Below are 23,488 nucleotides of genomic sequence, written 5' to 3' on the forward strand. Positions count from 1 at the left end.
AACCCATATAAATGGCTAAAATATGTCCTTGAGAATATTAAATCCATCAACCACAAGAATATTGCAAACCTTTATCCACATAACTACAAGAATCTAAACTTAGATACCGTAGAATAATTATTTTATCCTACAAGATGTACTTGGTCGGGTGGATACTTAGCAACTGCATTTACTAATTATACATGTCACTTTAGAAATTATGCTCAATAGTTTTTAATGATATTAATTATGTTTGGTCCTAGATCTAAAGTATAGTATTCATAATCTAGATTTTTTTCATTAAATAGTTGTCGTCTAAAGTTATCTTTTTTTAAATCTAGAATAATTTATAGAGCCTCTAAAAATTTTAAAAGAAAAAATGTCTAAGGTTAAACAATTTAAATAATAATATATTATAATGGGAAATTTAATTTCATGGGACAATGTCATGGAAAGGGCATTAAGTATGCCTATGGTAAAAGTTGATAGAAATTCATATTTGAGGCGAGAATTTTCAAAGTATGGAAATTCAGATAGTTTAAGAACGAAAAGACCGATAGATTTATATAGCCTTAAAGATATTGACAAGGTTGCTCAAAGTGCGATAAAATCACATTTATTAAAAGTTACTGCCACATCTGCCGCCGCTGGAATTCCTGGTGGACTTGCAATGGTTGGTACAGTTCCTGCTGACTTGGCTCAGTATTACTGGCATGTATTAGTTTTGGCTCAAAAGCTAGGATATATTTATGGTTGGGGCGATTTATTAGATGAGGAAAACCAGATAGATGAGGAAACTAGAAATATATTAACAGTTTTTGTTGGTGTGATGTTAGGGGCAGAGGCTGCAAACGCAGCAATTCGTTCTATAGCAAAGAGTGCAGCTGTACAAGTTGGAAAGCGAGTTTCCCAACAAGCTTTGACAAAAACTATGTGGTATCCAATAGCCAAAAATATCGGCAAATGGATTGGAGTTAATTTAACCAAAAAAGTAGCGGCACAGACTGCCTCAAAAGTAGTCCCTATTTTCGGTGCCATTATTTCAGGAGGAATTACTTATGGTAGTTTTAGACCGATGGCTAGTAAATTACAAAATGTGCTTCGAAAAGAAATGGAATTACATAACAAAACTGCTATGAACTACTAATCATTTAATTTAATTATGCATTTGTAGCTTATTTTATATGAAGAAATAAGGGGACAGTATTCTTGTTATACGTAAGAAAGATGATTATTATAATTGTAATAGTTTCAATATTACGATATGAGATTTTGTTATGGTATTTCATTAAATTTAAAAGTCAGAAGTACTAAAATAGTAATTCTGACTTTTTTCTCTTTACCAAGATGAAAATTGTTTTTTTAATCTTAACTTAGTGATGCTAAAATCAATATAAATTATGAAAACAGTAAAGGATAAAACATTTGAATTGCTAAGAAATCTTGGTATCGATACAATTTTTGGAAATCCAGGCTCTACAGAGGAAACTTTTTTAGAGAACTTTCCAAGTGATTTTACTTATGTACAAGTGTTGCAAGAAGCCTCTGCAGTTGCTGCAGCTGATGCTTACGCTCAAGCCACAAAAACCGTAGGTTTTGTAAATGTACATACAGCCGCAGGACTTAGTAATGCCATGAGTGGTATATTATCGGCTAGTATGAATAAAACACCTTTGATTATTACAGCAGGAAATCAAACCCGCGAAATGCTGCTTCTAGAGCCTTGGCTTACTAATGTGTCGCCAGAAGAATTACCAAGACCTTTTGTTAAATGGAGTTATGAACCTAAAAGTGCAGAGGATGTGCCAGATACGTTAATGAGAGCCTATGCAATGGCTTTACAAGAACCAGCCGGTCCGGTGTTTGTATCAATTCCCTTAGATGATTGGGGTAAACCTTGTACAAAAGAAGTTCCAGTACGATCAGTCTCTAGTAAAGTAGGACCAGATCCAGAGCGTTTAGCTATTTTTGCAGATAAATTAAGTAAAGCGAAAAACCCTGTTTTAATCTTTGGAGCAGATATCGTTAAATTCGATGGATGGAAAAAAGCAGTGGCTTTTGCCGAGCTAATGCAAGTTCCAGTGTTTAGTACACCTGGTTCAGAAAAGATTGGATTTCCACAAGATCATGATCTTTACGCCGGGGGGCTTCCCTTTGCTATTGCTCCTTTAAGTGATATGTTAAAGGGCTATGATGTAGCTTTGGTTGTTGGAGCTCCGGTATTTAGATACTATCCCTATGTACCTGGAGATTATATACCACAGGGTTTAGAGCTGTTACATATTACTAATGATCCAAATGAAGCTGGTAGAGCTCCAGTGGGAGATAGTTTAATAAGTAATCCATGTATAGCCTTAGAATACTTAAGTAAGCTTGTCAAAGTAGAACCTAATAAGCCAAAATTAAAAGTAAATCAAAAGCCGTCTTTTACTGCATTAGACTTAGACAAACAAGAAAATATTACTGCCTTGGAGGTTTTTCGCTCTATTAGAGAAATAGCTCCTAAAGATGCAATCTTAGTACAAGAATCTCCATCTAGTGTAGCCGATCTTTTAAAGGCATGGCCAATTACCATAGAGGATGGTTTATATACCATGGCAAGTGGATCTCTTGGCTGGGGGCTTCCAGCTGCTGTTGGAGTGGGTTTAGCTCAGAAAAAATTAAATAGTTCACGCCCCGTGGTAGCTATGATAGGGGATGGTGCTTTCCAGTATTCTATACAAGGATTATGGACTGCTAAACAACATAATCTTCCCATTGTATATATAGTTCCAATAAATGGAGAATATGGTATATTAAAGGCTTTTGCTGATTGTCAGAATACTCCAAATGTTCCAGGATTAGATCTTCCAGGTTTGGATTTTTGCGCATTAGCAAAGGGATATGGTTTACAGGGTAAAAAAGCTAAGAACCTAAAGGAGCTACAAGAGTTCTATGAAGAAGCGCTAAAGGCGGGAACACCAACAGTTCTTTCTATTGAGATTACAAGGGAGGTACCACCGCTTTATTAATAGTATTTTTTTTATAATAGGAGTTTTAATGAGGTAATACATTTAGATATCATTACTTCAACTCAGAATATTTACTACTTTACAAATAATAATTATGACAATTTGCGTTTTGCGGATTTTCAGTTATATTTGCACAGTTTTAAAAATAAATTATGAAAAAGTTATTATTAGTAGCCGTAATGGCTGCTTTTTTTACAAGTTTTGATTCTTATTCACAAGAAATTAAGGAGCCTAATTTTATTGGGGAATGTGTATTAATTCAACCTGACAATTCTACAGTTGTGTTAGAGAAGCACTTAACTCAAAGTAGAACAGTTAATTCAACTGGATTAGTACTAACAGGAATTGGGAAAAGAAGAACACAGCTTCAGATTCCTGGATGTTGTTCTCCAATTAATGTAGACAATAATAGTGATATACAATTTATCATCAAAAGTGATGATAATAGAACAGATCCTTTTTCGATTGTTAAGATATTTAAATTTGAAAAAAAGAAGAATTTCCGTAGAACTGAAGTTAGTTCATTCAGTAGCTTAGGTTCAGCTAAATCTAATAACTTTGAAAATGTTCCTTTTACTGGAGAGCAGTACGGAGAAACTTCTTATTTAATTAAGATTAATGCTAATGATATTGAGCCAGGAGAATATGGAATTATCATTTCAAATCCAAATGCAATCGATGGTAGACAAGTAGTAGTTTCAGCTTTTTCAGTTAACAAATAGTTGAATATTACTTTTGCAGTAGTGCTATCTCATGTTAAGTTAGCTTTGATCTATATCAGTTAAGGCATATAAGCAAAAGATAGTTTTGTCCTGAAGTAGTTTTGTATCTTATTATTAAACTATTTCAGGACATATTTATTTTCTACCGCAACCACTTGTTACACAAGTGTCCTAGTCCATGGAGGACCCTTCTTACTTTTGATGGATAAACCTCCCAATGAACTCTTCTTTAAAATTCCAAATAAGCATTTGTCTTTTTTGCTATTGGAATTATTAACATCTACTTCTACGTGATATTTTTTCTAGTATTTTTGATCTATAGTAGTAGGATACTACTAAGGCTTTCATATGGTTGGTGAATGAGTATTATTGATTTTATCATTGTTTTTTTGAGTAAAAGGCTTTTATGGATATCTGCATATATTTGCTTTTTTTATTACTTATATTTACCTCCTATAAAAGTCTTTTTTGTTAGTTAGATATCCACGGGATAAACAGTTTTCTATCTAAAATATTATCCATAAGTTCCCCTGTGTTTTTAATAAAGCTTATTGCTATATCAAACTTGTAGCTATCTAAAAGAATTTTGGGCGGAAATAAACGTTATAGTTAGCCCGGAGTATAGTGAACAATTTGAGCCGCACAAATCAAGTCGAGATGGGCACGTTTTGAACCCAAATCACTGACGCAAGTTAAATCGCAATATCTACATAGCACACAGTAAAGACAATTGTTGTGATGCGAGTTTCTTAAATTCTGTTATAAGTATGTATTTCCTATGAGAGAGTTTTTATGTGTATTTCTGATCTTTTCCCATTCTTAATTTAAGAAAGGTGCTCGGGCGATTGCAATATTCTACTAAGATTTTCTTTTTGAATGTTTTTTTTTTGTTTAAAGGGATTATTGAGCCATTTAAGCAGCCCTAAATAGCTATCTAATTTCTACCTATTATGTCTTATTTATTCAAAGTATTGCCACCTTGAGAAAATGATTTTTTAACGACTTAATTATGGTGATTCTTGCTTTAAAAAGCTTGATTTTTCTGTATTGTTTTAATATTAAACGGCGCTCGCCTTGGTTGTTTTCTTTGAGTTGAAACCTTAGTATAGATGCAAATAGCACTATTTTAAAGATTCACTGAGTTTAATTTAACAATTTTTTTGTCATTTTTTGCCGATTGCAATTTTAGGCTATTCAATTCTGTTAAAATAGTTAATTTAATTTGTAAAATGTAAAAAAATGAAAGTGTAGATAGGGGTTTTGTGGGGTTTTTTCGCTGAAAAAGGCGTTTTGAGTGCGAATATTATTAACAAAAAATTTTCGTAAATTTTTTTTTATACTTTTGGGACCCTCAAAAAACCTTAAAACCATATTTATGAAATTAAAATTTTACTTGACAATTATTCTGTGCACTTTAACAGGTGTCCTCTTTGCTCAACAAAAGACCATTACTGGTACTATTGTTGACGAAGATGGTTTCCCTTTGATTGGTGCCAGTGTTTTATTACAAGGAACTAATTTTGGAACTAGTGCCGATGACAATGGAGTTTTTACAATTGATGCTGCCCCTGGAAATGTACTTGTGGTTAGCTATGTATTTTACACTACACAACATATAACAATAGATGAAAGATCTCACTATAACATTGTTTTAAGTAGTGAAGATGAACTATTGGATGATGTAGTTGTAGTGGCTTACGGTACTGCAACAAAAGAATCTATTACTGGAGCTGTTGCAAGTATTGGATCTAAACAAATTGAAAGCCGTCCTGTTTCTAACGCAGTTGGTGCATTAGAAGGTGCAGCTGCGGGAATCCAAATTAACAATACTTCAGGACAACCAGGTGCAGAACCAGAGGTTAGAATTCGTGGATTTACTACAGTAAATGGGAAAAACGACCCATTATATGTTGTGGATGGTTCTCCTTACCCTGGAAATATCTCCGATTTAAACCCTGCCGATATTGAGAGTATGACTGTATTAAAGGATGCTTCTGCTTCTACTTTATATGGAAATAGAGCTTCTAACGGGGTGATTATGATTACTACTAAGAACGCTTCTAAAGGAAGTGGTTTCTTAAACGTATCTGTTAAACAAGGGATATATAACAGAGGAACTAAAGAATACGACAGACTTGGAGCAGATGACTTTATGAAAGTAATGTACCAAGGATACCGAAATAATATGCTTACTACTAAAGGTTTAGATAACTGGACTTTAGATCAAGCAAACCAATACGCAAATGATAACTTAATTTCTAGTGTATTAGGAGTGAATATTTATAATGCGCCAGATAATCAATTATTTGATGCTTATGGAAACTTATTACCTGGAGTTACAATTAAAGAAGGGTATACAGATTTAGATTGGTATGATCCAATTCTTAGAACTGGATATCGTCAAGACTATGTGATCAATGGTAGAGTGGCTAATGAAAAAGGGGGAGCTTACTTTTCTACTGGATTCTTAGATGACCAAGGATATGTAAAAAGAACAGATTTTAGACGTTTTACTGGACGTGTAAACGCAGATTACCAAGCTAAAGATTATCTTAAAGTTGGTGGTAGTGTAGCTGGATCACACCAAGAGTCTAGTATGGTAAATGGAACATCAGAAAATAGTGGGAGTTATACTAACCCATTTATGTTCGCTAGAAACATTGCCCCTATTTATTCTATCTATCAGCATGATGCTAGTGGAGCCTACTTACTTGATGAGTTTGGTAATCGCCAATTTGACTCTGGACAAGGAGGACGTAAACAATACAATGACCGTCACCTTATTCAAGAGAATCAGTTAAATCAAAATAAGATTATTCGTACTACTTTAAACGGACATTTCTTTGCAGATGTAACTTTCTTAAAAGACTTCACTTTTACATTAAAAGGGGATTTAAACTTGAGTAACCAAGAGAATGCAAGATATGAAAGTGCTGTAATTGGAGATGGACGTGGAAACGGTGGGCGTTCGAGAAGAGAAAATTACCGTTATAAATCTTATACTGCTCAACAATTATTAAACTGGAACAAAACCTTTGGTGGAAGTAAGTTTGATGTGTTAGTAGGACATGAGAACTACTCGGAGGAGTATACGTACTTATACGGAATGAAAGGAAGACAAAATATGGAGGATATCATGGATTGGATTAACTTTAACGAGACGATCAACCTATATGATTACTCTAAGACATACCGTACAGAAGGATTCTTATCTAGAGTAAAATACGATTATAATAACACTTATTTTGCTGAGGCTTCTTTCCGTCGTGATGGAAGTAGTAAATTCCATAAAGATCACCGTTGGGGGAACTTCTGGTCAGTAGGTGGAGGATGGGTAATCTCTAGTGAAGAGTTTTTCAAATTTGATCCAATGGACTACTTAAAAGTTCGTGCTTCTTATGGAGAAGTTGGAAACGACTCTGGAGCAGACTGGTTTGCTTACCAAACGCTTTATGCAATGAGCAAAAACGGTGGGCAAGGAGCTTTTTATAAAGACCAAAACGGAAACGAAACCTTACAATGGGAAACTTCTTCTTCTTTTGACTTTGGTATAGAAGCAAGAGCATTTAAAAGAGTTAACCTTGTACTTGAGTATTTCCATAAAAGATCAAATAACTTATTATTTGACATGAACTTACCACTTTCAAATGGTGCTACATCAAATAAAGATGGAGTTTCTGTATTAACAATGAACTTAGGTAGTATTACTAACCAAGGTGTTGAGTTAACAGTTGATGTTGATTTAATTGATACTCATGATTGGAAATGGAGCGTTGGAGCAAATGCTACATGGATGAAAAACAGAGTAGATCGCCTTCCTGAAGAAAATAGAAAAAATGGTATTGAAAAAGATACTAAGTTAATTACAGAGGGTAAGAGTATCTATGAGTTCTACCTATACCAATACGTAGGAGTAGAAGGATCAACAGGACGCGCTTTATATAAATTCGATTCGGATAAATATTACGTAAAAGATAGTGAAGCTCAAGAGGGCAAAACTAAAGTAACAGATCAAAGTATCATCTCTGAAATCGATGGAGAGTATTATGCTCTAAACGGTACATATGGTAAGAAAGAGTTCTCAGGAACTGCTATTCCAAAAATGTACGGAAGTTTTTCTAGCGCATTAAGCTACAAGAACTTTACTTTAAATGCGCTATTTACTTATGCACTTGGAGGTAAAACATATGATAGCTCATATAGATCACTTATGACTGCTTCAAGTACTCCTGGAGCATTACACAAAGATATCTTAGGCTCTTACGATATGGATAACCCAATAGATCAAGCTATTATTTATGGTGGAATTCCATCTGTAAACTTCTACGATTCAGATTTTAATAACTTAAGTAATTCCACTCGTTGGTTAAAAGATGGAAGCTATTTTGTAGTGAAGAACATTGCACTGAATTATACTATGCCAAAAGAATTGACAAGTAGAATGGGAGTTAACTCTTTAGTATTTAACGTAGGAGTAGAAAACTTAGCAACGTTTACTAAATTAAAAGGAATGAACCCTCAGCAATCTTTTAATGGAACTAACTCTAATGCTTTTGCAGCACCAAGAACTATTACAATTGGTCTTTCATTAGGCTTATAATGATTAAAAACTACGATAAAAAATGAAATATATTAAATTTATAGCTTTAGCAGGAATATTATCTCTTGGTTCATGTAGTTCGGATTATTTAGACACTAGTCCAACCAATAAAGTAGATCCTGAGCTTGTATATGCCACTACTAAAAACGCAAAAATGGCCGTTAATGGTATTGCGCGTTTGATGACTAATCAATATGAGTCACAAGGATTCAATGGAGAAGGATCTATAAAGCTTTTCTACGGAGAGCTTTCGGGAACTGCTTTGACAACTGCTGTTGGTTCTTCGAATCAAACACAGATCTTAATGCGTAATAATGCAAATAATACAGCTAAACTAAATTATTATCCTTGGCATTATTACTATGGTTTAATTGCCAATGCTAACCTTTTAATAGCACATATTGATGCCGCTAAAGGACCAGAAAAGGAAAAACAAGCTTTAAAAGCACAGGCTTATACTTATCGCGCTTATTCTTATTATATGCTAGCCCAGATTTATGGGAACCGCTGGATAGATTCTTCTAATGGAAGTACTCCAGCAGTGGTATTAAAGACAAGTGCAGAGATTGAGAAATTACCTGTGTCTTCCTTAAAAGACGCATTTGACTTAATTTATAAAGATCTTAACGAGGCTATTTCATTATTTGAGCAGGCGGACTTTAAACGTACAGCAGAGGAGTTCTATATCTTAGATAAAAGTGTGGCTCATGCGGTTTTTGCCAAAGCTGCTTTAGTTAAACAAGATTATGAGACTGCTAATAAACACGCTGCTTTAGCTAGGGTTAAAGTAGGTGGAGGAGAATATGAACTGATGGATGAAGAAGCTTTCAAAAGCGGATTCAGTAACCCAACATCGGAGTGGATTTGGGGAAGCTACGGAGCTTTTGATGAGACACTTTATTTCTACTCTTACTTTGCATACATGGGGTACAACTCTAGTGCAGGAGCAGTGAAGAATTATCCTAAGATTATCAATAACAAACTTTATGCTAAATTCCCTTCAACAGATGTTAGAAAACAATTGTTCTTAGATCCTAAAGACGATGAGTTTAATATTGCTACAGGAGAGGCTAAAAAAGGTTCAGCTTTAGAGAAAAGAGCTAGAGCAACTATTGATGGCTTGGACAAGTCTGCTAAAATATTTGCATTAATGCAATATAAAATCAAAGCAAACGATATGCCTGGGGTTGGTAACTTAGTACATATTCGTTCTGCAGAGATGTACCTAGCAGAAGCAGAAGCTAAGTATTTCTTAGGGGATGAAAAAGGAGCTATTGCTCTTTTAGAAACTCTAAATCAAAAAAGAGATCCAAACTATGTTTGTAAAGTAACAGGGGATGCACTTTGGCAAGAAATCAAAGACTACCGCGCTTTAGAACTATGGGGAGAAGGGTCTAACTGGTTCGATTTAAAACGTTGGGGAGTTTCTGCTCTTCGCGAAGATTATACACAAGGAGGGAACTTCCCTGTGGACTTCTCTCAAGAAGTACTACCTGATGCCGCTAATCAGTGGACATACGTAGTACCAAACAAAGAAACAGCAAATCAATAATCTCATGTTTGCTAGGATTATGTTATTTTAAGTTAGATAGCCTGAATTCATTCAGGCTATTTTTTTCATTTTATTTTGCGTAGTCAAAAACAGGACAATAAAAAAAGCTATACTTTTTAAAAGTATAACTTATTTACTAAGTGTTAAATAGATGTGTTTTTAGGATTAGCCTAAATGTATATTTAATACAGATAATTATTAAAGCAAGAAACATACGAACAATTAATAATAGAAACAAAATGAAATTTAGTACAAGTTTTTTCACAGCAGTTTGCTGTTTGTTTTCTTTGGCTAGTTTAGCTAATTTTTCTACTAAAGAAAAGCCGAAGTTAGTAGTTGGTGTAGTAGTGGATCAAATGCGTTGGGATTACCTTTATCGCTATTATGATCGCTATACAGAAGATGGATTTAAGCGCTTATTAAAGGAAGGGTTTACAAGTGAAAACACCAATATTGATTATGTTCCTAGTGTAACAGCTATTGGACATAGTACATTATATACTGGAAGTGTGCCTGCTATTCATGGAATTGCAGGAAACAACTTTATTATTCAGGCCACTGGCCAAAGAATGTATTGTACAGAGGATACAAGTGTACAGGGAGTTGGAGCCTCAGGTAGTGTGGGACAGCAATCTCCTAAGAACCTTTTAGTTTCTACTGTGACGGATCAATTAAGATTGGCTACTAATTTCCAAAGTAAGGTTATTGGTATTTCTATCAAAGACAGAGGTGGTATTCTACCTGGAGGTCATTTTGCAAATGCAGCTTATTGGCTTGATGGGGATAGTGGACATTGGATAACTAGTACCTATTATATGGATAATTTACCAAAGTGGGTAGATGGTTTCAATAAACAGAAAAACATTGATAAGTACTATAAGAAGGGATGGAATACTCTATATGACTTAGATACTTATGTTTTAAGTAATCCTGACGATAGCCCATATGAAGGAAAGTTTAAAGGGGAAGACAAACCTGTGTTCCCAAGGGATTTAGTGAAGTTAAAAAAACAAGGCGGTTATGATTTAATCAAGGCAACTCCTTTTGGAAATAGTCTTACTTTAGATTTTGCTAGAGCGGCGATAGAGGCAGAAAACCTTGGACATAATCCATTAAATGTAACCGATTTTCTTGCAGTTAGTTTATCGTCTACCGATTATGTAGGACACCAATTTGGTATTGAGTCTGTAGAAATTGAAGATACTTATTTACGCTTAGACCAAGATTTAGCTGCATTTTTAAACTACTTAGATAACACTATAGGTAAGGGAGAATATACTTTATTTTTAAGTGCAGACCACGGAGCTGCTCATAACCCTGGATTCTATAGAGATCAAAAAGGAAATTCTGGGTATTTTAGTTCTTCTGCTACTCGTAATATGCTAAATGAGAAATTGCAAAATATTTATAAAGAGGAGAAAATTATCTTAAGCATCACTAATTACCAAGTGCACTTAGATAATAAACTAATACAAGAGAAAAATCTGCCAGAGGCAGAGATTCGCGAGTTTATTGTTGCAGAGCTTAAAAAAGTTGACGGAGTTGCTTTTGTAACAGATATGGATAAGACTTCCGTGTCTAGTATCCCTTCTAAGATTAAAGAAAAGATAATCAACGGATACAACTTAAAGAGAAGTGGTGTTGTTCAGTTTATTTTAGAACCGCAATGGTATAGTGCTAGAGAAAATGCTACAGGAACTACACATGGTACTTGGGGGTCTTATGATACGCATATACCTGCAGTGTTTATGGGGTGGGGAGTTAAGCCAGGTAAAACAGTTCGCCCAACTAATATGACGGATATTGCTCCGACAATTGCTGAGATTTTAAAAATTGAAATGCCTAATGGAAGTATTGGTTCGCCGATATATGAGGCAATAAAGTAAACTTAATTATTTACCGTTATAGTTAATTTTAAAGAGCTGTTTTCTTCTAGATAAGAAAGCGGCTCTTTTTTGTCTATATTCACCGGCTAGTTTTTAGGTTAATTGCTTTTGATCAAGTGCTTAGTCTCCCTTTAAGATGGCTCTTTATAAATAACAGTATGTATTACCTTGCATTAAAAGGATAGGATTTCTACCTATTGTGAAAAGCATTATTAATAAATAAACGTCAAGACAATCTTGCAATTTTGGTAGCTGTTTTATTGGGTTATGCTTTTTAAAAATTAAGTAAGGAAGTTTACCGCTACTTCACTTTATTGAGTGGTTAGGATTGTTGAAACTATCGTAGTGAAATCTTTTTAATACATATAAAGATGTGTGATGTACTTGAAAGGAGTATAGTTATTTATAGTTAATTTTGTTTTGACAACAATAGAAGGTTTAGTTATATTTGAGCAACTCAAAAAATATGATATTAGGTGTAATAACACCCTACACAATGTTGGGGATTCTAGTATTATTTGTTTTACAATTTCTTCTACCAAGTAGACAATAGCTGTTTTATAAAAAACTCCTGCTTTTTAGCTTATAAGATGCAGGAATTTTCTTTTTATTCTTACTTTTTAGTGTGGTATTATCCTATCTCTATATGATCTAGCAAGTTTTCTAATTTACTACGATGTTTAGGATTCCAACTAAAAATATAACCATTAATACATAATCGTATTTTCTATTTGTTTGCCGCTTTGTAAAAAGAAGGACATATAACTTCAGTATTGTGGCAGTAAATTAAAACTAGATATCACAAAAGTTTAAGCTTAATATACTAATGATACCATTTATTTTATCTATCTTGTAAAGCTACTAAATGCTTAAAAAAGGTAGAGTCGTAAATTCTTAGGAATATTATTATTTTTATTCTACTCTTTTTGGAGAATACTTTCTTAGATGAAAAAATACTCAGAGGGAATTAATTTTCTAAGTCATAAACTTTTTAAATTTTAATGTACATTTGGTGATAATATAGAAAAAACGGAAAGTATGAACAAAAAGATATTTTTAAAAAGAGCAAAGTTAAATGGTTTTAAAACTATTAAAAATGTGGATGTTCAGTTTAATGATGGCTTAAATATTATTATTGGGAAAAATGCTATTGGAAAAACAAATCTTTTACATTTTTTGCACGATCTTTTGCGTTTTAAGTATGATATTTCCCCAAGATTTACTGCAGTACTAGACTTTAGTGGTAGTGATTCTTTTAGGATTAGTACTGAGAGTTCACTAGCGTTAAAAACGTTTAAGAATGAAGATGTAAAACCGGGATTTTTTGTTAAGAAATTTCATGGTGAGTTGTTTCATAAGAAAGATAAAGTTTTATCTTTTGATCCAAACAATATAAATGAGTTAAAAGACTGTCTTTTTAAAAGAGAAATTCAGATTAAATCTGTCTATCTAAAGCATGGAATTCCTGAAAACTATTTTCTTGTGGATAAGCCACTGAATTTTTCTTTTGGTACGGAAGGTGGAAATTCTGTATCTACTGAGTTATTTAATATTTACGAAAATGAAAGTACGCCTCGATTTGTAAAATACTTAGTAACGAACCTTTTAATAAATACTCTTGATTTAAAATGGAGAAGTAATGAAGATGTAAATGATTCTTTTTATAAAGAAAAATTTACAAATCTCTTTAGTAGTTTAAGTGATTTTAGCGACGTTTTACTCGATTTTTCACCCATTAAGCAAGTAAGGCTTAATAACAATTTTAATATAAGTAAAATAAAGGATGAATATAGTGTAAGTAATGTTTATCTTGAGTTTTTAGTAGATGATAATTGGTTTACATTTGAGAATCTTTCGGATGGTACAAAAAGAGTATTCTACATAATGTCTGAGCTTTATGACTTAAGAAAAGAATCAACGAATTCTATTTTTTTACTTGAGGAGCCTGAACTGGGTATACATCCGCATCAATTTTTTAATTTATTGAATTATATAAAAGAATGTTCAAAAAGGGCACAAATAATTTTAACAACTCATTCTCCACAAGCATTAAATATATTATCCGAGTCTGAGCTTGATAGAATTATTCTAGGATCAAACCGCAGCAATACTTCTATATTCAATCATATGAATGATGTTCAAAAAGAAAAGGCTAAGGCATACATGTCCGAAGACTATTTAAGTGATTATTGGTTATATTCTGATTTAGATTCTTAAAAGTATGATTATAGGTTTAGTAGGAGAAGCTCCAACAGATACTCTTGCAATTGAGAATATTCTGAGTAAAGAATTTTCACAATTTAATTTTAAATATGTAACTTTAATAGGTCATATTAATGGTTCTCAGTTAGATAGTTAAAAAACTAAACGTTTTTTAAGACGTGAATATGAATCATCTATGCCTGATGTAGTTATATTTATAAGAGATTTGGACGGGATTATTTCAGATAAAGATCAGATAAGCACCAGGAAAAATTATTTCAGTGACAACAATTCTGTTGTTGATAAAAAAGGTATTTATCTATTAAATATTTATGAGTTGGAAGCTTTACTTCTTGCTGATATTAATACTTTAAATTCTTTTTTTAATACAAGCCTTGCTAAAGTACCTGATGTAATGGCTATTGATGAGCCTAAGGAGTATTTAAGGTCTAGATGTCCAAAATATACCATAACTCAGAATGCTGAATTATGTGCTCTATTAGATTTTAATACTCTTGAGGAAAATTGCCTGTATTTTAAACGATTTATTGTTAAATTTAAAAAGAAAACGGGGATAAAATAGCATGTTTTTATTTGTCATATATCATGAAATGTATATTCAACTAATAAATGCAACAGACTCGAAATTGTCTAGTTTCTCAGCTAATATTTCGTTTGGGGTTTTATAGCCAAATCTTTTTCTGGGATATAAAAAGGTAAATTCAGGGTGATTACTTGCCTTCTTAACCGTTTCGAAGTATAACATTAACTCCTTATGATGCTGTGAGTCAATAGTACTACAGCTAGAAAATATTTCAGATAGTTGAGCAACATCAAACGATAATAACTGCTCTAATGAATGCTCATTTACAATAAAAGATGCATATTAGTATTAACCGTATTTCGTGAAATATCAAGCGTGCTGGCTATTTTTCGATTTCTATAGCCATTTAAATGTAAAGTGATAATTTGCTTTAAGTCCATTAGGTCAAGTTTATTAGCCATGTCGTATCGTTTAAAAACAACAAGATACTTGTATTAAACTTTTTTAGGTGTCACATTTTGAACTGAAATGACAATTAATATTTACCTTAACTAGCCCAAGTTAAACCGAAATTGGTACCATTTGCACCGAAACAGAAATAGATTAATTCCAGATAAATATTTTTAGTAACTTGCGAGTATGATTAAATATGTGATAGGAAATATTTTTGATAGTGAAGCACAAGCACTAGTTAATACTGTTAATACCGATGGTGTAATGGGTAAAGGCATTGCTTTGCAATTTAAGAAAGCTTTTCCTAATAATTATAAATACTATAAGGCAGCTTGTAAAGAAGGAAATATTGCCATAGGAAAATTATTAATATTTGAAGAAGTTAATCTTTATTCGGGTAAAAAAGTAATTATTAATTTTCCTACAAAGAAAAGTTGGAGGAAACCATCAGAATATATCTATATTGAAGAAGGACTTGATGATTTAATTTGTCTTATAGAAAAAAACGCTATTAAAAGTATCGCTATTCCACCATTGGGTGCAGGTAATGGTGGATTGGAGTGGTCAATTGTCAAAGAAATTATTGAAAGGAAATTAGCAAATTTGAATATTGATATATATGTCTATGAACCAAGTGTTGTTATAAAGGAGCATTTGAAATGCGAGCGTGTTAAACTAACAGATGCCAGGGCGCTATTGCTTTATGTTTTATATGACTTGGTGCGAAATGGAGAATATATATCTGAGTTTTCCAGTGAAAAAGTTTGCTATTTCTTACAAAGGCTAGGAGGTGAACAATATTTTAAATTAAAATTCGAACCTAATTTTTATGGGCCTTACTCTGGTAAAGTAAGATATGTTTTAAATGTTCTTAATGGAAGTTATATATCTGGCTATAGTGATATGAATAAAAAACCTTTTGAACCTCTTTCTATTATCGCTGAAGGATATGAGGATGTTATAAAGCATATTGAAAATAATCAGGAGCTTAAAGATCTAGCTATAAAGACGACAAATTTTTTAACTGGGTTTTATTCAGACTTTTCTTTAGAATTATTATCGAGCTTAGACTATCTATCCATTAAGTTGAATTCACACGATATCGCTACCTTAAACCAAGGTCTTGAAAATTGGAGTGATAGAAAGAGAAGTTTGTTTTCAAATCCCAAATTTGTTAATATATCTGTACAGCATCTAAAAAAAATTCACTCTTTCAGCTAATATTGAAATATAGTGTGTTTCTTTATCACTAATGTTTTGATAAGAAGGTTCATAATTTTTATTTAGTAATGATATTTAGAAAATAGAGGATATTTTAATTAATTATAAGTTGACAATTTCAATTCATTTGAAATTTTCTTTTTTTATAAAAAATACACTACTGTCCGGTAAAAGTTTGACATATAAAAAAAGGGTTCAGCAAGCTGAACCCTAATGTTTTATCGTATTTTTGTATCACCACAATATAAAATCCGATGAGCAAAATAAGCATTTCTCTACAAAATCTGTGTTTTCACAGCTAATTTATTTAATAGACCCAAAGATTATCCGAGATTCTGTTATGGAATCTAAATCGGATCGCTATATCAAGAAGTTTACCTCTAAAGACCACTTAATAAGCATGTTATTTTGTTGCTTTGCTAAGTGTAACTCACTAAGAGAGGTATCTGGAGCTATGTTAGGGCTATCCGGAAAGACCCAGAACTTCTACTTAAACCATATTCCTAAAAGAAGTACTTTATCGGATGCCAACAAAAATAGGAGTGTTGAATTCTTTGCTCAGATTTACAATAAACTCTTAATGAGGTATGGTGATGAGTTATCGGACAGCCGAATTAAAGAAGTCCTAGGTAAACAGGTCAAATTAGTAGATAGTACCACAATTAGTCTGTTTAAAAATATATTATCCTGTGTGGGTAGAAAGCCTAAAGATGGTAAAAGTAAAGGTGGAATTAAAGTTCACTCTATTATTAATGCAGATGAAAGAGTTCCAAGCTTAGTTTGGTTTACAGAAGCTAAAACGCATGATCATAGGTTTTTAGATAAGCTAAAGCTAGGTGAACATTACATCTATGTCTTTGATAAAGGGTATAATGATTACAAAGCTTTTAAAAAGTTTACAGAGTCTCAAACTAGTTTTGTTACTCGAATAAAGGACAATGCCCGTTATGAAACAATAGCTAAAAGTAATCTAGAACCGACTATCCATAGTGGTGTTTTAGAAGATTCTATTATACAAATTGGAAAGGATAATTCCTTAATCTTAAGAAAGGTAAGGTTCTATGACAGAGAAAATAAAAGGGAATTTGAATTCATTACTAACTTGTTTGATCTACGAGCAGATTTTATAGCAGCCTTGTATAAAACTAGATGGCAAATTGAACTTGTTTTCAAGCAATTGAAACAAAACTTTCCTTTGAAGTATTTCCTGGGAGATAATGAGAATGCAATTAAAATACAGATATACTGCACTTTAATTGTAAATTTATTGTTTATGGTTATTAAAAAGAATTTAAAGAGAAACTGGGCTTTCTCCAATTTAGTGAGCTTCTGTAAAATCCATTTGTTCAATCACATTCATCTGATGAACTTCCTGGAGAACCCAGAAAAAGATTGGATTATTGACAAGCAAGTAGAACATCAACTATGCCTTTTTTGACGCTTAGTTTTGAAAAACAGTAAAACAAAATTACAACAAGCTAATAATTAACTTGTTGTAATTTCGTATACTTGTTTTTTAAGTTTTATCGGACAATAGTGTAAAAAATAAATAACACTTTTAAAATATATCTATTGATTTAGTTATTAAGTAGTTAACCTAAAGGGTAAAAGACTATTGGGTTTTAGCTTTTCAAGGTCGTATTTTGTTTTTATATTTAAGCAAAAAAACATGACCTTCGAACAACAATTACAAAACAAAATAGATTTAAAGACTAAACCATTAGGGTCTCTAGGGGTGTTAGAAACAATAGCTTTTCAGATTGCCAAAGTTCAAAACACACTTTGTCCAACATTGAATAATCCATCGATGTTTGTCTTTGCAGGGGATCACGGCTTGGCTTTAGAGGGAGTAAGCGCATTTCCACAAGAGGTAACCCACCAAATGGTATTAAACTTTTTAAACCAAGGTGCAGCTATTAATGTGTTTTGTAAGCAAAATAACATAGCATTAAAGGTTGTAGACGCTGGAGTTAATTTCGATTTTGAGCAGGCTCCTTTGCTAATTAAAGCAAAAGCTGGCTATGGTACCTTGAGCGCTTTACATCAAAAAGCCCTAACTAGACAACAATTGGAATATTGCCTTGTAATGGGGGCTAAAGTTATACAAGAGGCTCATGGGAGTGGGTGTAATATTGTAGGATTTGGAGAGATGGGAATAGGTAATACTTCTAGCGCTTCTTTAATTATGTCTTTACTTAGTAAAAAACCAATCTCTGCTTGTGTTGGTAGAGGAACTGGACTAGATGATGCTCAATTGGCTCATAAATTAGAGGTGTTGGAGAAAACGGCTGCTTTTCATAAAGACTGTAGTAATCCTTTAGATGTACTTCAAAGTGTAGGTGGATTTGAGATAGCTCAAATTTGTGGAGCCATGCTAGAGGCCCATAGTAAGTCTATGATCATTTTAGTAGATGGCTTTATTGCTACCTCAGCCTATGCTATAGCTCAAGCTTTACAGCCTAGCATAAAAGACAATGCTATATTTACCCATGTATCTAAGGAAAGCGCACATAAAGATTTTGTGGATTACTTAGGTCATCGCGCCTTAATGGATTTAGAGCTTCGCTTAGGAGAAGGTACAGGATGCGCTTTGGCTTATCCACTGGTACAAGCAAGCGTTAATTTCTTAAACCAAATGGCAAGTTTTGAATCTGCAGGAGTTTCTAATAAATAAGCAATGATCAAAAAACAACTTCTATATTTTTTAACGGCTCTGATGTTTTTTACTCGGATTCCCATATCTAAGAACTTACCCTATAGCCCAGAGATATTAAATCAAAGCCAAAAATACTATTCCCTTGTGGGAATAGTAGTGGGCTGTTTCAACGCTCTTGTATTTTTAGCCTTACAGCTAATTCTGCCTTTAGATGTAAGTTTACTTATTATGATGGGGTGTAGTGTTCTTTTGACAGGAGCATTTCACGAGGATGGTTTTACGGACGTTTGTGATAGCTTTGGGGGAGGTTATGGAAAAGAAAAAATTCTTTCTATAATGAAAGACAGTAGGATAGGGGCCTATGGAGTAATTGGAATAGTACTACTACTTGCTATTAAGTTTACCTCTATGGTTCATTTAGCTTCTATAGATGTTGTTTATTTTGCTCTAATTCTTATTGCTGCTCATAGCGCTAGTAGATTTTTCTCAGGCCTTATGATCTATACCCATACTTATGTAAGGGATATAGACCAAAGTAAATCAAAACCAATGGCTAGTAAGGCCTTACCCAAGGGTAATCTGCTAATTAGCTTAGCTATTGTTTTACTTCCTTTTGTGTTTTTCTTTAATCCCATTTTTTTATTAGCCTTACCCTTTGGGTATGGGGCCTATGCTTATTTGGGATGGTATTTTAATAAACATATAGGCGGGTATACGGGTGATTGCTTAGGTACAGTGCAACAGCTAAGTGAAGTAATGATTTATATAGGTTTTTTAGTGATATGGAAGTTTATGTAATTCGGCATACCCCAGTAGAAGTTGCTAAAGGGGTTTGTTATGGGCAAAGTGATCTTTCTCTTAGAAAGGACTTTAAACAAAAAGCTTTAGAATATAGAAAGCAATTACCAAAAGAATTTTGTCAGGTCTATTCTAGTGGACTATTAAGATGTGATACCCTAGCTAGAGAATTCTCAAGTTCTATTGTAGTAAAGGACTCTTTAAAAGAGATGAATTTTGGAAAGTGGGAAAACAAAGCTTGGACGCAGATAGATGCTAAGGAGATTGATCCCTGGTATAAGGATTTTGTTACTACTAAGGTACCCGAGGGAGAAAGCTTTTTGGAGCTCTACCAAAGGGTAAGTCTTTTTTTAGAAGACTTAAGAAAGCAGTCCCATAAGAGGGTTCTAATTGTGACCCATAGTGGGGTAATGCGCAGTATGTGGTGTTACCTTTTGGGTATTGCTTTAGAAAATGCCTTTAAAATCCCCATTGAATACGGAGATATTCTTCGATTTGATTTAGGATTATCTGCATCTATGGATAAACTATATCTAAAAGGAGCCAATAAGGAATCTATTTTATAAAATATTTTTAAAAAAAGATATAAATTATATTGTCTTTCCTTGTTAATAGTCTGTTTTTTTAGCAAATATACTTATATTGTAAAGGCTAACTAACACCTTATAAATAAGTAAACTACAGCTTATGAGAAAACAACTATTAGTATTTTTGATGCTCTTTAGCTATTGCATTGTGATGGGTCAAAATAAAGAAGACTTTGAAAGAGTAATGCAGAACTTTAAAGAGAATTACAATCAAGGTAATTCAGAGGGTATCTTCAAAGATTTGAATGTTACTATGCAAAATGCTCTACCCTTAGAGCAGGTAAAACAATTAGTAGGAGGCTTAAAACTCCAAGTAGGAGAAATATCCACCTATACGCTAGAGGAATTATCCCCTAAGGGATATGCAGATTTTAAAACAAATTTTACTAACACTCCTTTGATAGTAAGGATTGCTTTAGATAAAGAAAGTTTGATCAGTGGACTTTTTTTCCTTCCCTACACGCCAAAAGTAGAAAATGCAACCACAGTAAATGCTTTAAAGGATATGCCAGAGGATATAGCGACTCTATTGTTTGACAAGACTAAGAATATGGCCCAGGGTACTCAAGTATCTATTGCACTAGTAAAGGGAGAAAACATTGTATACTATGGCTTAGTCAAGCAAGGCGATTCTATTGTTTCTGTAGATAATAGGAATAGTGTCTTTGAAATAGGCTCTATTACAAAAGTTTTTACAAGTACCGTCTTTTCTAGCTTAATACAGCAAGGGAAAATAGATAAAAATGCAAACGCGAATGATTACTTCGCGTTTACTTTTTTAAGAGATACTCCCATTTCCTTACTTTCTTTAACCAACCACACCTCGGGTCTACCTAGACTGTCTTCTAATATGGATCTTAACAGTATAGAAAACCCTTATCAAAAATATACTAGAGAGGATTTAGATACTTATTTAAAAGAGTCATTAGTTTTTGAGAGTGAGCCCTTAACGGTAAGTTCTTATTCCAATTTAGGTGTAGCTCTTTTAGGCTACTCTTTGGAGAAAAGTCAAAACAAGGCTTTTTTAGATCTTTTAAAAGAAAATGTATTAGATAAATATGCTTTAGAGCATACTTATGTTAGCCCAAGTAAGGTAGATTCTACTTCTTTAGTTATGGGACAAGATAAGGACGGTAACAAGGTAATTAACTGGGATTTTGATGTGTATTTTCCTGCCGGTGGATTATTATCTACTTCTGTTGATTTAAGCCATTTTTTGCAATGTCAATTCAATGAGAAAGATAGTGTACTTCGCTTAACCCATCAGCCAACTTTTACCTCTTTAGGTGGCAGTTTTGGTATGGGTTGGTTTTTAATGGATGGACCAAATAAGCAAAAGTGGATATGGCATGGAGGCGCAACTAATGGATATACCTCATCTATGATAGTAGATACCAAAAGTAAGGTGGGTGTTGTTGTATTATCCAACGTTTCTGCCTTTAGTCCTTTTTCACAAAACATCAATACTCTCGGTATTGATTTAATGAAATATGTCTATTAAAGCTTTTATGTTTTACAAGCTTTAGATGTAGAAAAGAGCAGCTATTGAGTTGAAAGTTTAAATGGATCAAAATATAGGTAGGAGTACTTTACCAAAATCTAACCTAAGCTTTTACTACCTTTTTTGAGCTACTCTTAGTTAGAGACCGAAAAAATTGAAGCCAATCAGCAAATGTTAGCAGATTATCCTTTTGCAAGTCTACCTGCTTTTGTTTTTATTTCTCCTAAGGGGAAGATAATTTCTAGAGGCTCGCACGATACTTTTTTCAAAGCTAGGGAAATATTAGAATCTGAGTCAGCTAAGCTCTAAGACTATTGACAACCATATAATTAGTATATATGCTGCCTTCTTACTAATGGCCATTTACAAAGGATTTTGAAGGAAGTGTTTTTAAAAATCAATAATAATATTTAGCAATAACTCTGAATTTACTGGTAGCTCAAGAGGTTTAAAAAGTAGAGAAAATACTTGATTTTTGCATAGAATAATATGTGTATCTAATCTACTTTTTTTACCATGTATTTTAATAAAGAATCTTGGTTTAATGGGGAAAAAATTAGCAGAGTACTGAAAAGCTTCTCTTAGGAATGTTTTAGCTATAGAAGTGAGTATAAAAGCAAGGAAGTTGTTGTTTACCCTATCTAAAAGCCTTTAGATTTTTTTATAAAATAGCGATATTGTTGGAATTGAGCTATCTAAGTTGAGATTATAAAGTGCCAGTACTTTGATTTTTTATGTATATTTATCTTCAGTAGAGCCCCCCTATAGAATAAAGCTCTTTAAATTAAGTAATGCTGGGTAAGTAAGCTAAAAGACATTAGCTATACTTAGCTTAGTTTGAATAAAATAAGTGATTTAAAATGGAACAAGATATTAGATGGCACCAAAGATTAAGCAACTATCGCAAAGCACTAGATCGATTTAATAACAATATTTCCTATATTAAGGAATCCGTTAAGGATTTAGATATAGAAGACCAAAATACACTCCAGGAGATAGTGATAGAAATTGATGATATTTTAAAACAAGGCTTAATTCAAAGTTTTGAGTTTACACATGAATTAGCTTGGAAAACGATGAAGGATTATGCGGAGTACCAAGGAAATACCGAGATAAGTGGAAGTAGAGATGCAATACGTTATTTTGCAAGTGTACATTTAATAGAGCAAGCTGAAATATGGATGGATATGATTGTCAGTCGTAATAAAACATCGCATACATATAATGAAGATACAGCAAATGAAATTTTTATAAATATAATTTTATTTTATGCACCATTGTTTGAAATATTTTACTCAAAATTAATAACTATTAGAGATGGCCAAAGTGGAGAACTATTTGAATGATTTGGATACTGGTATTAAAACGCAGGATTGGGAATTAATTATAAAAATTTTTGATACTAGCCCATCAGTAGAGAAGGTTGTTTTATATGGTTCTCGTGCTAAAGGTAACTATAAAGAATACTCTGATATTGATTTAACTCTCATAGGAAAACTAAACTTAATGGAGCTTCAAAGTATAGAAAATCAACTATATGAATTAAATTTACCTTTTATATTTGACTTGTCTCAATATCATGTTATTAAAAATGTCGACTTATTGGATCATATTCATCGTGTAGGGGTTGTAATTTTCGATAGAAACTAATTGTATATTTAATTAGCACTTAATTTATCTCATACGATTACGGCTAACTTTGCTTGTTTCTAAGAAGACCATGAAGGGGAAAGTTTATTGTGTTTTTCCAAAAGTACTTCCTTTATTTTTTAATTC

The 23,488-nt window shown here is 32.9% G+C and carries 18 protein-coding genes; 17 read left to right on the plus strand and 1 reads right to left on the minus strand.

The genetic code is table 11. From position 1 onward, the window contains the following. The first annotated feature begins 427 nt into the window (after window positions 1-427). The 9 genes from ACYSNX_RS07195 to ACYSNX_RS07235 all read left to right on the plus strand — a co-directional run bounded on the left by ACYSNX_RS07195 (window position 428) and on the right by ACYSNX_RS07235 (window position 14,535). Window positions 428-1,126 (plus strand): hypothetical protein, encoded by a 699-nt coding sequence (locus tag ACYSNX_RS07195; protein ID WP_461754006.1) that lies wholly within the window; start codon window positions 428-430, stop codon window positions 1,124-1,126. Between the two features lie 253 nt (window positions 1,127-1,379). Then, window positions 1,380-2,990 (plus strand): benzoylformate decarboxylase, encoded by a 1,611-nt coding sequence (gene mdlC, locus ACYSNX_RS07200; RefSeq protein ID WP_461754007.1) that lies wholly within the window; start codon window positions 1,380-1,382, stop codon window positions 2,988-2,990. Between the two features lie 152 nt (window positions 2,991-3,142). Next, window positions 3,143-3,712: a hypothetical protein gene (locus ACYSNX_RS07205; RefSeq protein ID WP_461754008.1), complete on the plus strand. Its 570-nt coding sequence runs from the start codon at window positions 3,143-3,145 to the stop codon at window positions 3,710-3,712. A gap of 1,375 nt (window positions 3,713-5,087) precedes the next feature. Beyond that, window positions 5,088-8,312, plus strand: a complete 3,225-nt coding sequence (locus ACYSNX_RS07210; protein WP_461754009.1) for a SusC/RagA family TonB-linked outer membrane protein — start codon at window positions 5,088-5,090, stop codon at window positions 8,310-8,312. A 22-nt stretch (window positions 8,313-8,334) separates the two neighbouring features. Beyond that, window positions 8,335-9,864 (plus strand): RagB/SusD family nutrient uptake outer membrane protein, encoded by a 1,530-nt coding sequence (locus ACYSNX_RS07215; RefSeq protein WP_461754010.1) that lies wholly within the window; start codon window positions 8,335-8,337, stop codon window positions 9,862-9,864. A 239-nt stretch (window positions 9,865-10,103) separates the two neighbouring features. Beyond that, window positions 10,104-11,750, plus strand: a complete 1,647-nt coding sequence (pafA, locus tag ACYSNX_RS07220; protein ID WP_461754011.1) for an alkaline phosphatase PafA — start codon at window positions 10,104-10,106, stop codon at window positions 11,748-11,750. A gap of 1,038 nt (window positions 11,751-12,788) precedes the next feature. Beyond that, the gene (locus ACYSNX_RS07225) at window positions 12,789-13,967 is read left to right on the plus strand and encodes an ATP-dependent nuclease (RefSeq protein WP_461754012.1); all 1,179 of its coding nucleotides are present in this window, start codon (window positions 12,789-12,791) and stop codon (window positions 13,965-13,967) included. A gap of 4 nt (window positions 13,968-13,971) precedes the next feature. Next, complete coding sequence (locus tag ACYSNX_RS07230) at window positions 13,972-14,109, plus strand: hypothetical protein (RefSeq protein WP_461754013.1); 138 nt, start codon at window positions 13,972-13,974, stop codon at window positions 14,107-14,109. Between the two features lie 39 nt (window positions 14,110-14,148). Next, window positions 14,149-14,535, plus strand: coding sequence for a hypothetical protein (locus ACYSNX_RS07235; protein WP_461754014.1), 387 nt, complete (start codon window positions 14,149-14,151; stop codon window positions 14,533-14,535). Between the two features lie 284 nt (window positions 14,536-14,819). Here ACYSNX_RS07235 and ACYSNX_RS07240 read toward each other — a convergent pair whose 3' ends face one another. Beyond that, a complete protein-coding gene (locus tag ACYSNX_RS07240) occupies window positions 14,820-14,957 on the minus strand; it encodes a sigma factor-like helix-turn-helix DNA-binding protein (protein WP_461754015.1) in 138 nt (45 codons plus the stop codon). 190 nt (window positions 14,958-15,147) lie between these two features. On the opposite strand from ACYSNX_RS07240, the gene darG reads away from it, so the two are divergent. The 8 genes from darG to ACYSNX_RS07280 all read left to right on the plus strand — a co-directional run bounded on the left by darG (window position 15,148) and on the right by ACYSNX_RS07280 (window position 23,362). Next, window positions 15,148-16,170 carry a type II toxin-antitoxin system antitoxin DNA ADP-ribosyl glycohydrolase DarG gene (gene darG, locus ACYSNX_RS07245; protein WP_461754016.1) on the plus strand — a complete coding sequence of 341 codons (1,023 nt, stop codon included), beginning with the start codon at window positions 15,148-15,150 and terminating at the stop codon, window positions 16,168-16,170. 286 nt (window positions 16,171-16,456) lie between these two features. After that, the gene (locus ACYSNX_RS07250; protein ID WP_461754017.1) at window positions 16,457-17,608 is read left to right on the plus strand and encodes an IS4 family transposase; all 1,152 of its coding nucleotides are present in this window, start codon (window positions 16,457-16,459) and stop codon (window positions 17,606-17,608) included. A 231-nt stretch (window positions 17,609-17,839) separates the two neighbouring features. Beyond that, entirely contained in the window at window positions 17,840-18,844 is a 1,005-nt protein-coding gene (cobT, locus tag ACYSNX_RS07255) for a nicotinate-nucleotide--dimethylbenzimidazole phosphoribosyltransferase (protein ID WP_461754018.1), read from the plus strand. 3 nt (window positions 18,845-18,847) lie between these two features. Further along, a complete protein-coding gene (locus ACYSNX_RS07260; RefSeq protein ID WP_461754019.1) occupies window positions 18,848-19,624 on the plus strand; it encodes an adenosylcobinamide-GDP ribazoletransferase in 777 nt (258 codons plus the stop codon). After that, window positions 19,609-20,190 carry an alpha-ribazole phosphatase gene (cobC, locus tag ACYSNX_RS07265; RefSeq protein WP_461754020.1) on the plus strand — a complete coding sequence of 194 codons (582 nt, stop codon included), beginning with the start codon at window positions 19,609-19,611 and terminating at the stop codon, window positions 20,188-20,190. The genes ACYSNX_RS07260 and cobC overlap by 16 nt, the downstream gene beginning before the upstream one ends. 121 nt (window positions 20,191-20,311) lie before the next feature. Further along, complete coding sequence (locus tag ACYSNX_RS07270) at window positions 20,312-21,712, plus strand: serine hydrolase (RefSeq protein WP_461754021.1); 1,401 nt, start codon at window positions 20,312-20,314, stop codon at window positions 21,710-21,712. An 860-nt stretch (window positions 21,713-22,572) separates the two neighbouring features. Beyond that, window positions 22,573-23,058, plus strand: coding sequence for a nucleotidyltransferase substrate binding protein (locus ACYSNX_RS07275; RefSeq protein ID WP_461754022.1), 486 nt, complete (start codon window positions 22,573-22,575; stop codon window positions 23,056-23,058). Next, a complete protein-coding gene (locus ACYSNX_RS07280; RefSeq protein WP_461754023.1) occupies window positions 23,030-23,362 on the plus strand; it encodes a nucleotidyltransferase domain-containing protein in 333 nt (110 codons plus the stop codon). The genes ACYSNX_RS07275 and ACYSNX_RS07280 overlap by 29 nt, the downstream gene beginning before the upstream one ends. Window positions 23,363-23,488: the final 126 nt, after the last annotated feature.

It is taken from the genome of Myroides sp. LJL115, from assembly GCF_054871665.1.

Excerpts from the sequence above, each read along its gene's own strand:
- ACYSNX_RS07195 (WP_461754006.1), top strand. The coding sequence starts at position 428 with ATGGAAAGGGCATTAAGTATGCCTATGGTAAAAGTTGATAGAAATTCA.
- mdlC (WP_461754007.1), top strand. The coding sequence starts at position 1,380 with ATGAAAACAGTAAAGGATAAAACATTTGAATTGCTAAGAAATCTTGGT.
- ACYSNX_RS07205 (WP_461754008.1), top strand. The coding sequence starts at position 3,143 with ATGAAAAAGTTATTATTAGTAGCCGTAATGGCTGCTTTTTTTACAAGT.
- ACYSNX_RS07210 (WP_461754009.1), top strand. The coding sequence starts at position 5,088 with ATGAAATTAAAATTTTACTTGACAATTATTCTGTGCACTTTAACAGGT.
- ACYSNX_RS07215 (WP_461754010.1), top strand. The coding sequence starts at position 8,335 with ATGAAATATATTAAATTTATAGCTTTAGCAGGAATATTATCTCTTGGT.
- pafA (WP_461754011.1), top strand. The coding sequence starts at position 10,104 with ATGAAATTTAGTACAAGTTTTTTCACAGCAGTTTGCTGTTTGTTTTCT.
- ACYSNX_RS07225 (WP_461754012.1), top strand. The coding sequence starts at position 12,789 with ATGAACAAAAAGATATTTTTAAAAAGAGCAAAGTTAAATGGTTTTAAA.
- ACYSNX_RS07230 (WP_461754013.1), top strand. The coding sequence starts at position 13,972 with ATGATTATAGGTTTAGTAGGAGAAGCTCCAACAGATACTCTTGCAATT.
- ACYSNX_RS07235 (WP_461754014.1), top strand. The coding sequence starts at position 14,149 with ATGCCTGATGTAGTTATATTTATAAGAGATTTGGACGGGATTATTTCA.
- ACYSNX_RS07240 (WP_461754015.1), bottom strand. The coding sequence starts at position 14,957 with ATGGCTAATAAACTTGACCTAATGGACTTAAAGCAAATTATCACTTTA.
- cobT (WP_461754018.1), top strand. The coding sequence starts at position 17,840 with ATGACCTTCGAACAACAATTACAAAACAAAATAGATTTAAAGACTAAA.
- ACYSNX_RS07260 (WP_461754019.1), top strand. The coding sequence starts at position 18,848 with ATGATCAAAAAACAACTTCTATATTTTTTAACGGCTCTGATGTTTTTT.
- cobC (WP_461754020.1), top strand. The coding sequence starts at position 19,609 with ATGGAAGTTTATGTAATTCGGCATACCCCAGTAGAAGTTGCTAAAGGG.
- ACYSNX_RS07270 (WP_461754021.1), top strand. The coding sequence starts at position 20,312 with ATGAGAAAACAACTATTAGTATTTTTGATGCTCTTTAGCTATTGCATT.
- ACYSNX_RS07275 (WP_461754022.1), top strand. The coding sequence starts at position 22,573 with ATGGAACAAGATATTAGATGGCACCAAAGATTAAGCAACTATCGCAAA.
- ACYSNX_RS07280 (WP_461754023.1), top strand. The coding sequence starts at position 23,030 with ATGGCCAAAGTGGAGAACTATTTGAATGATTTGGATACTGGTATTAAA.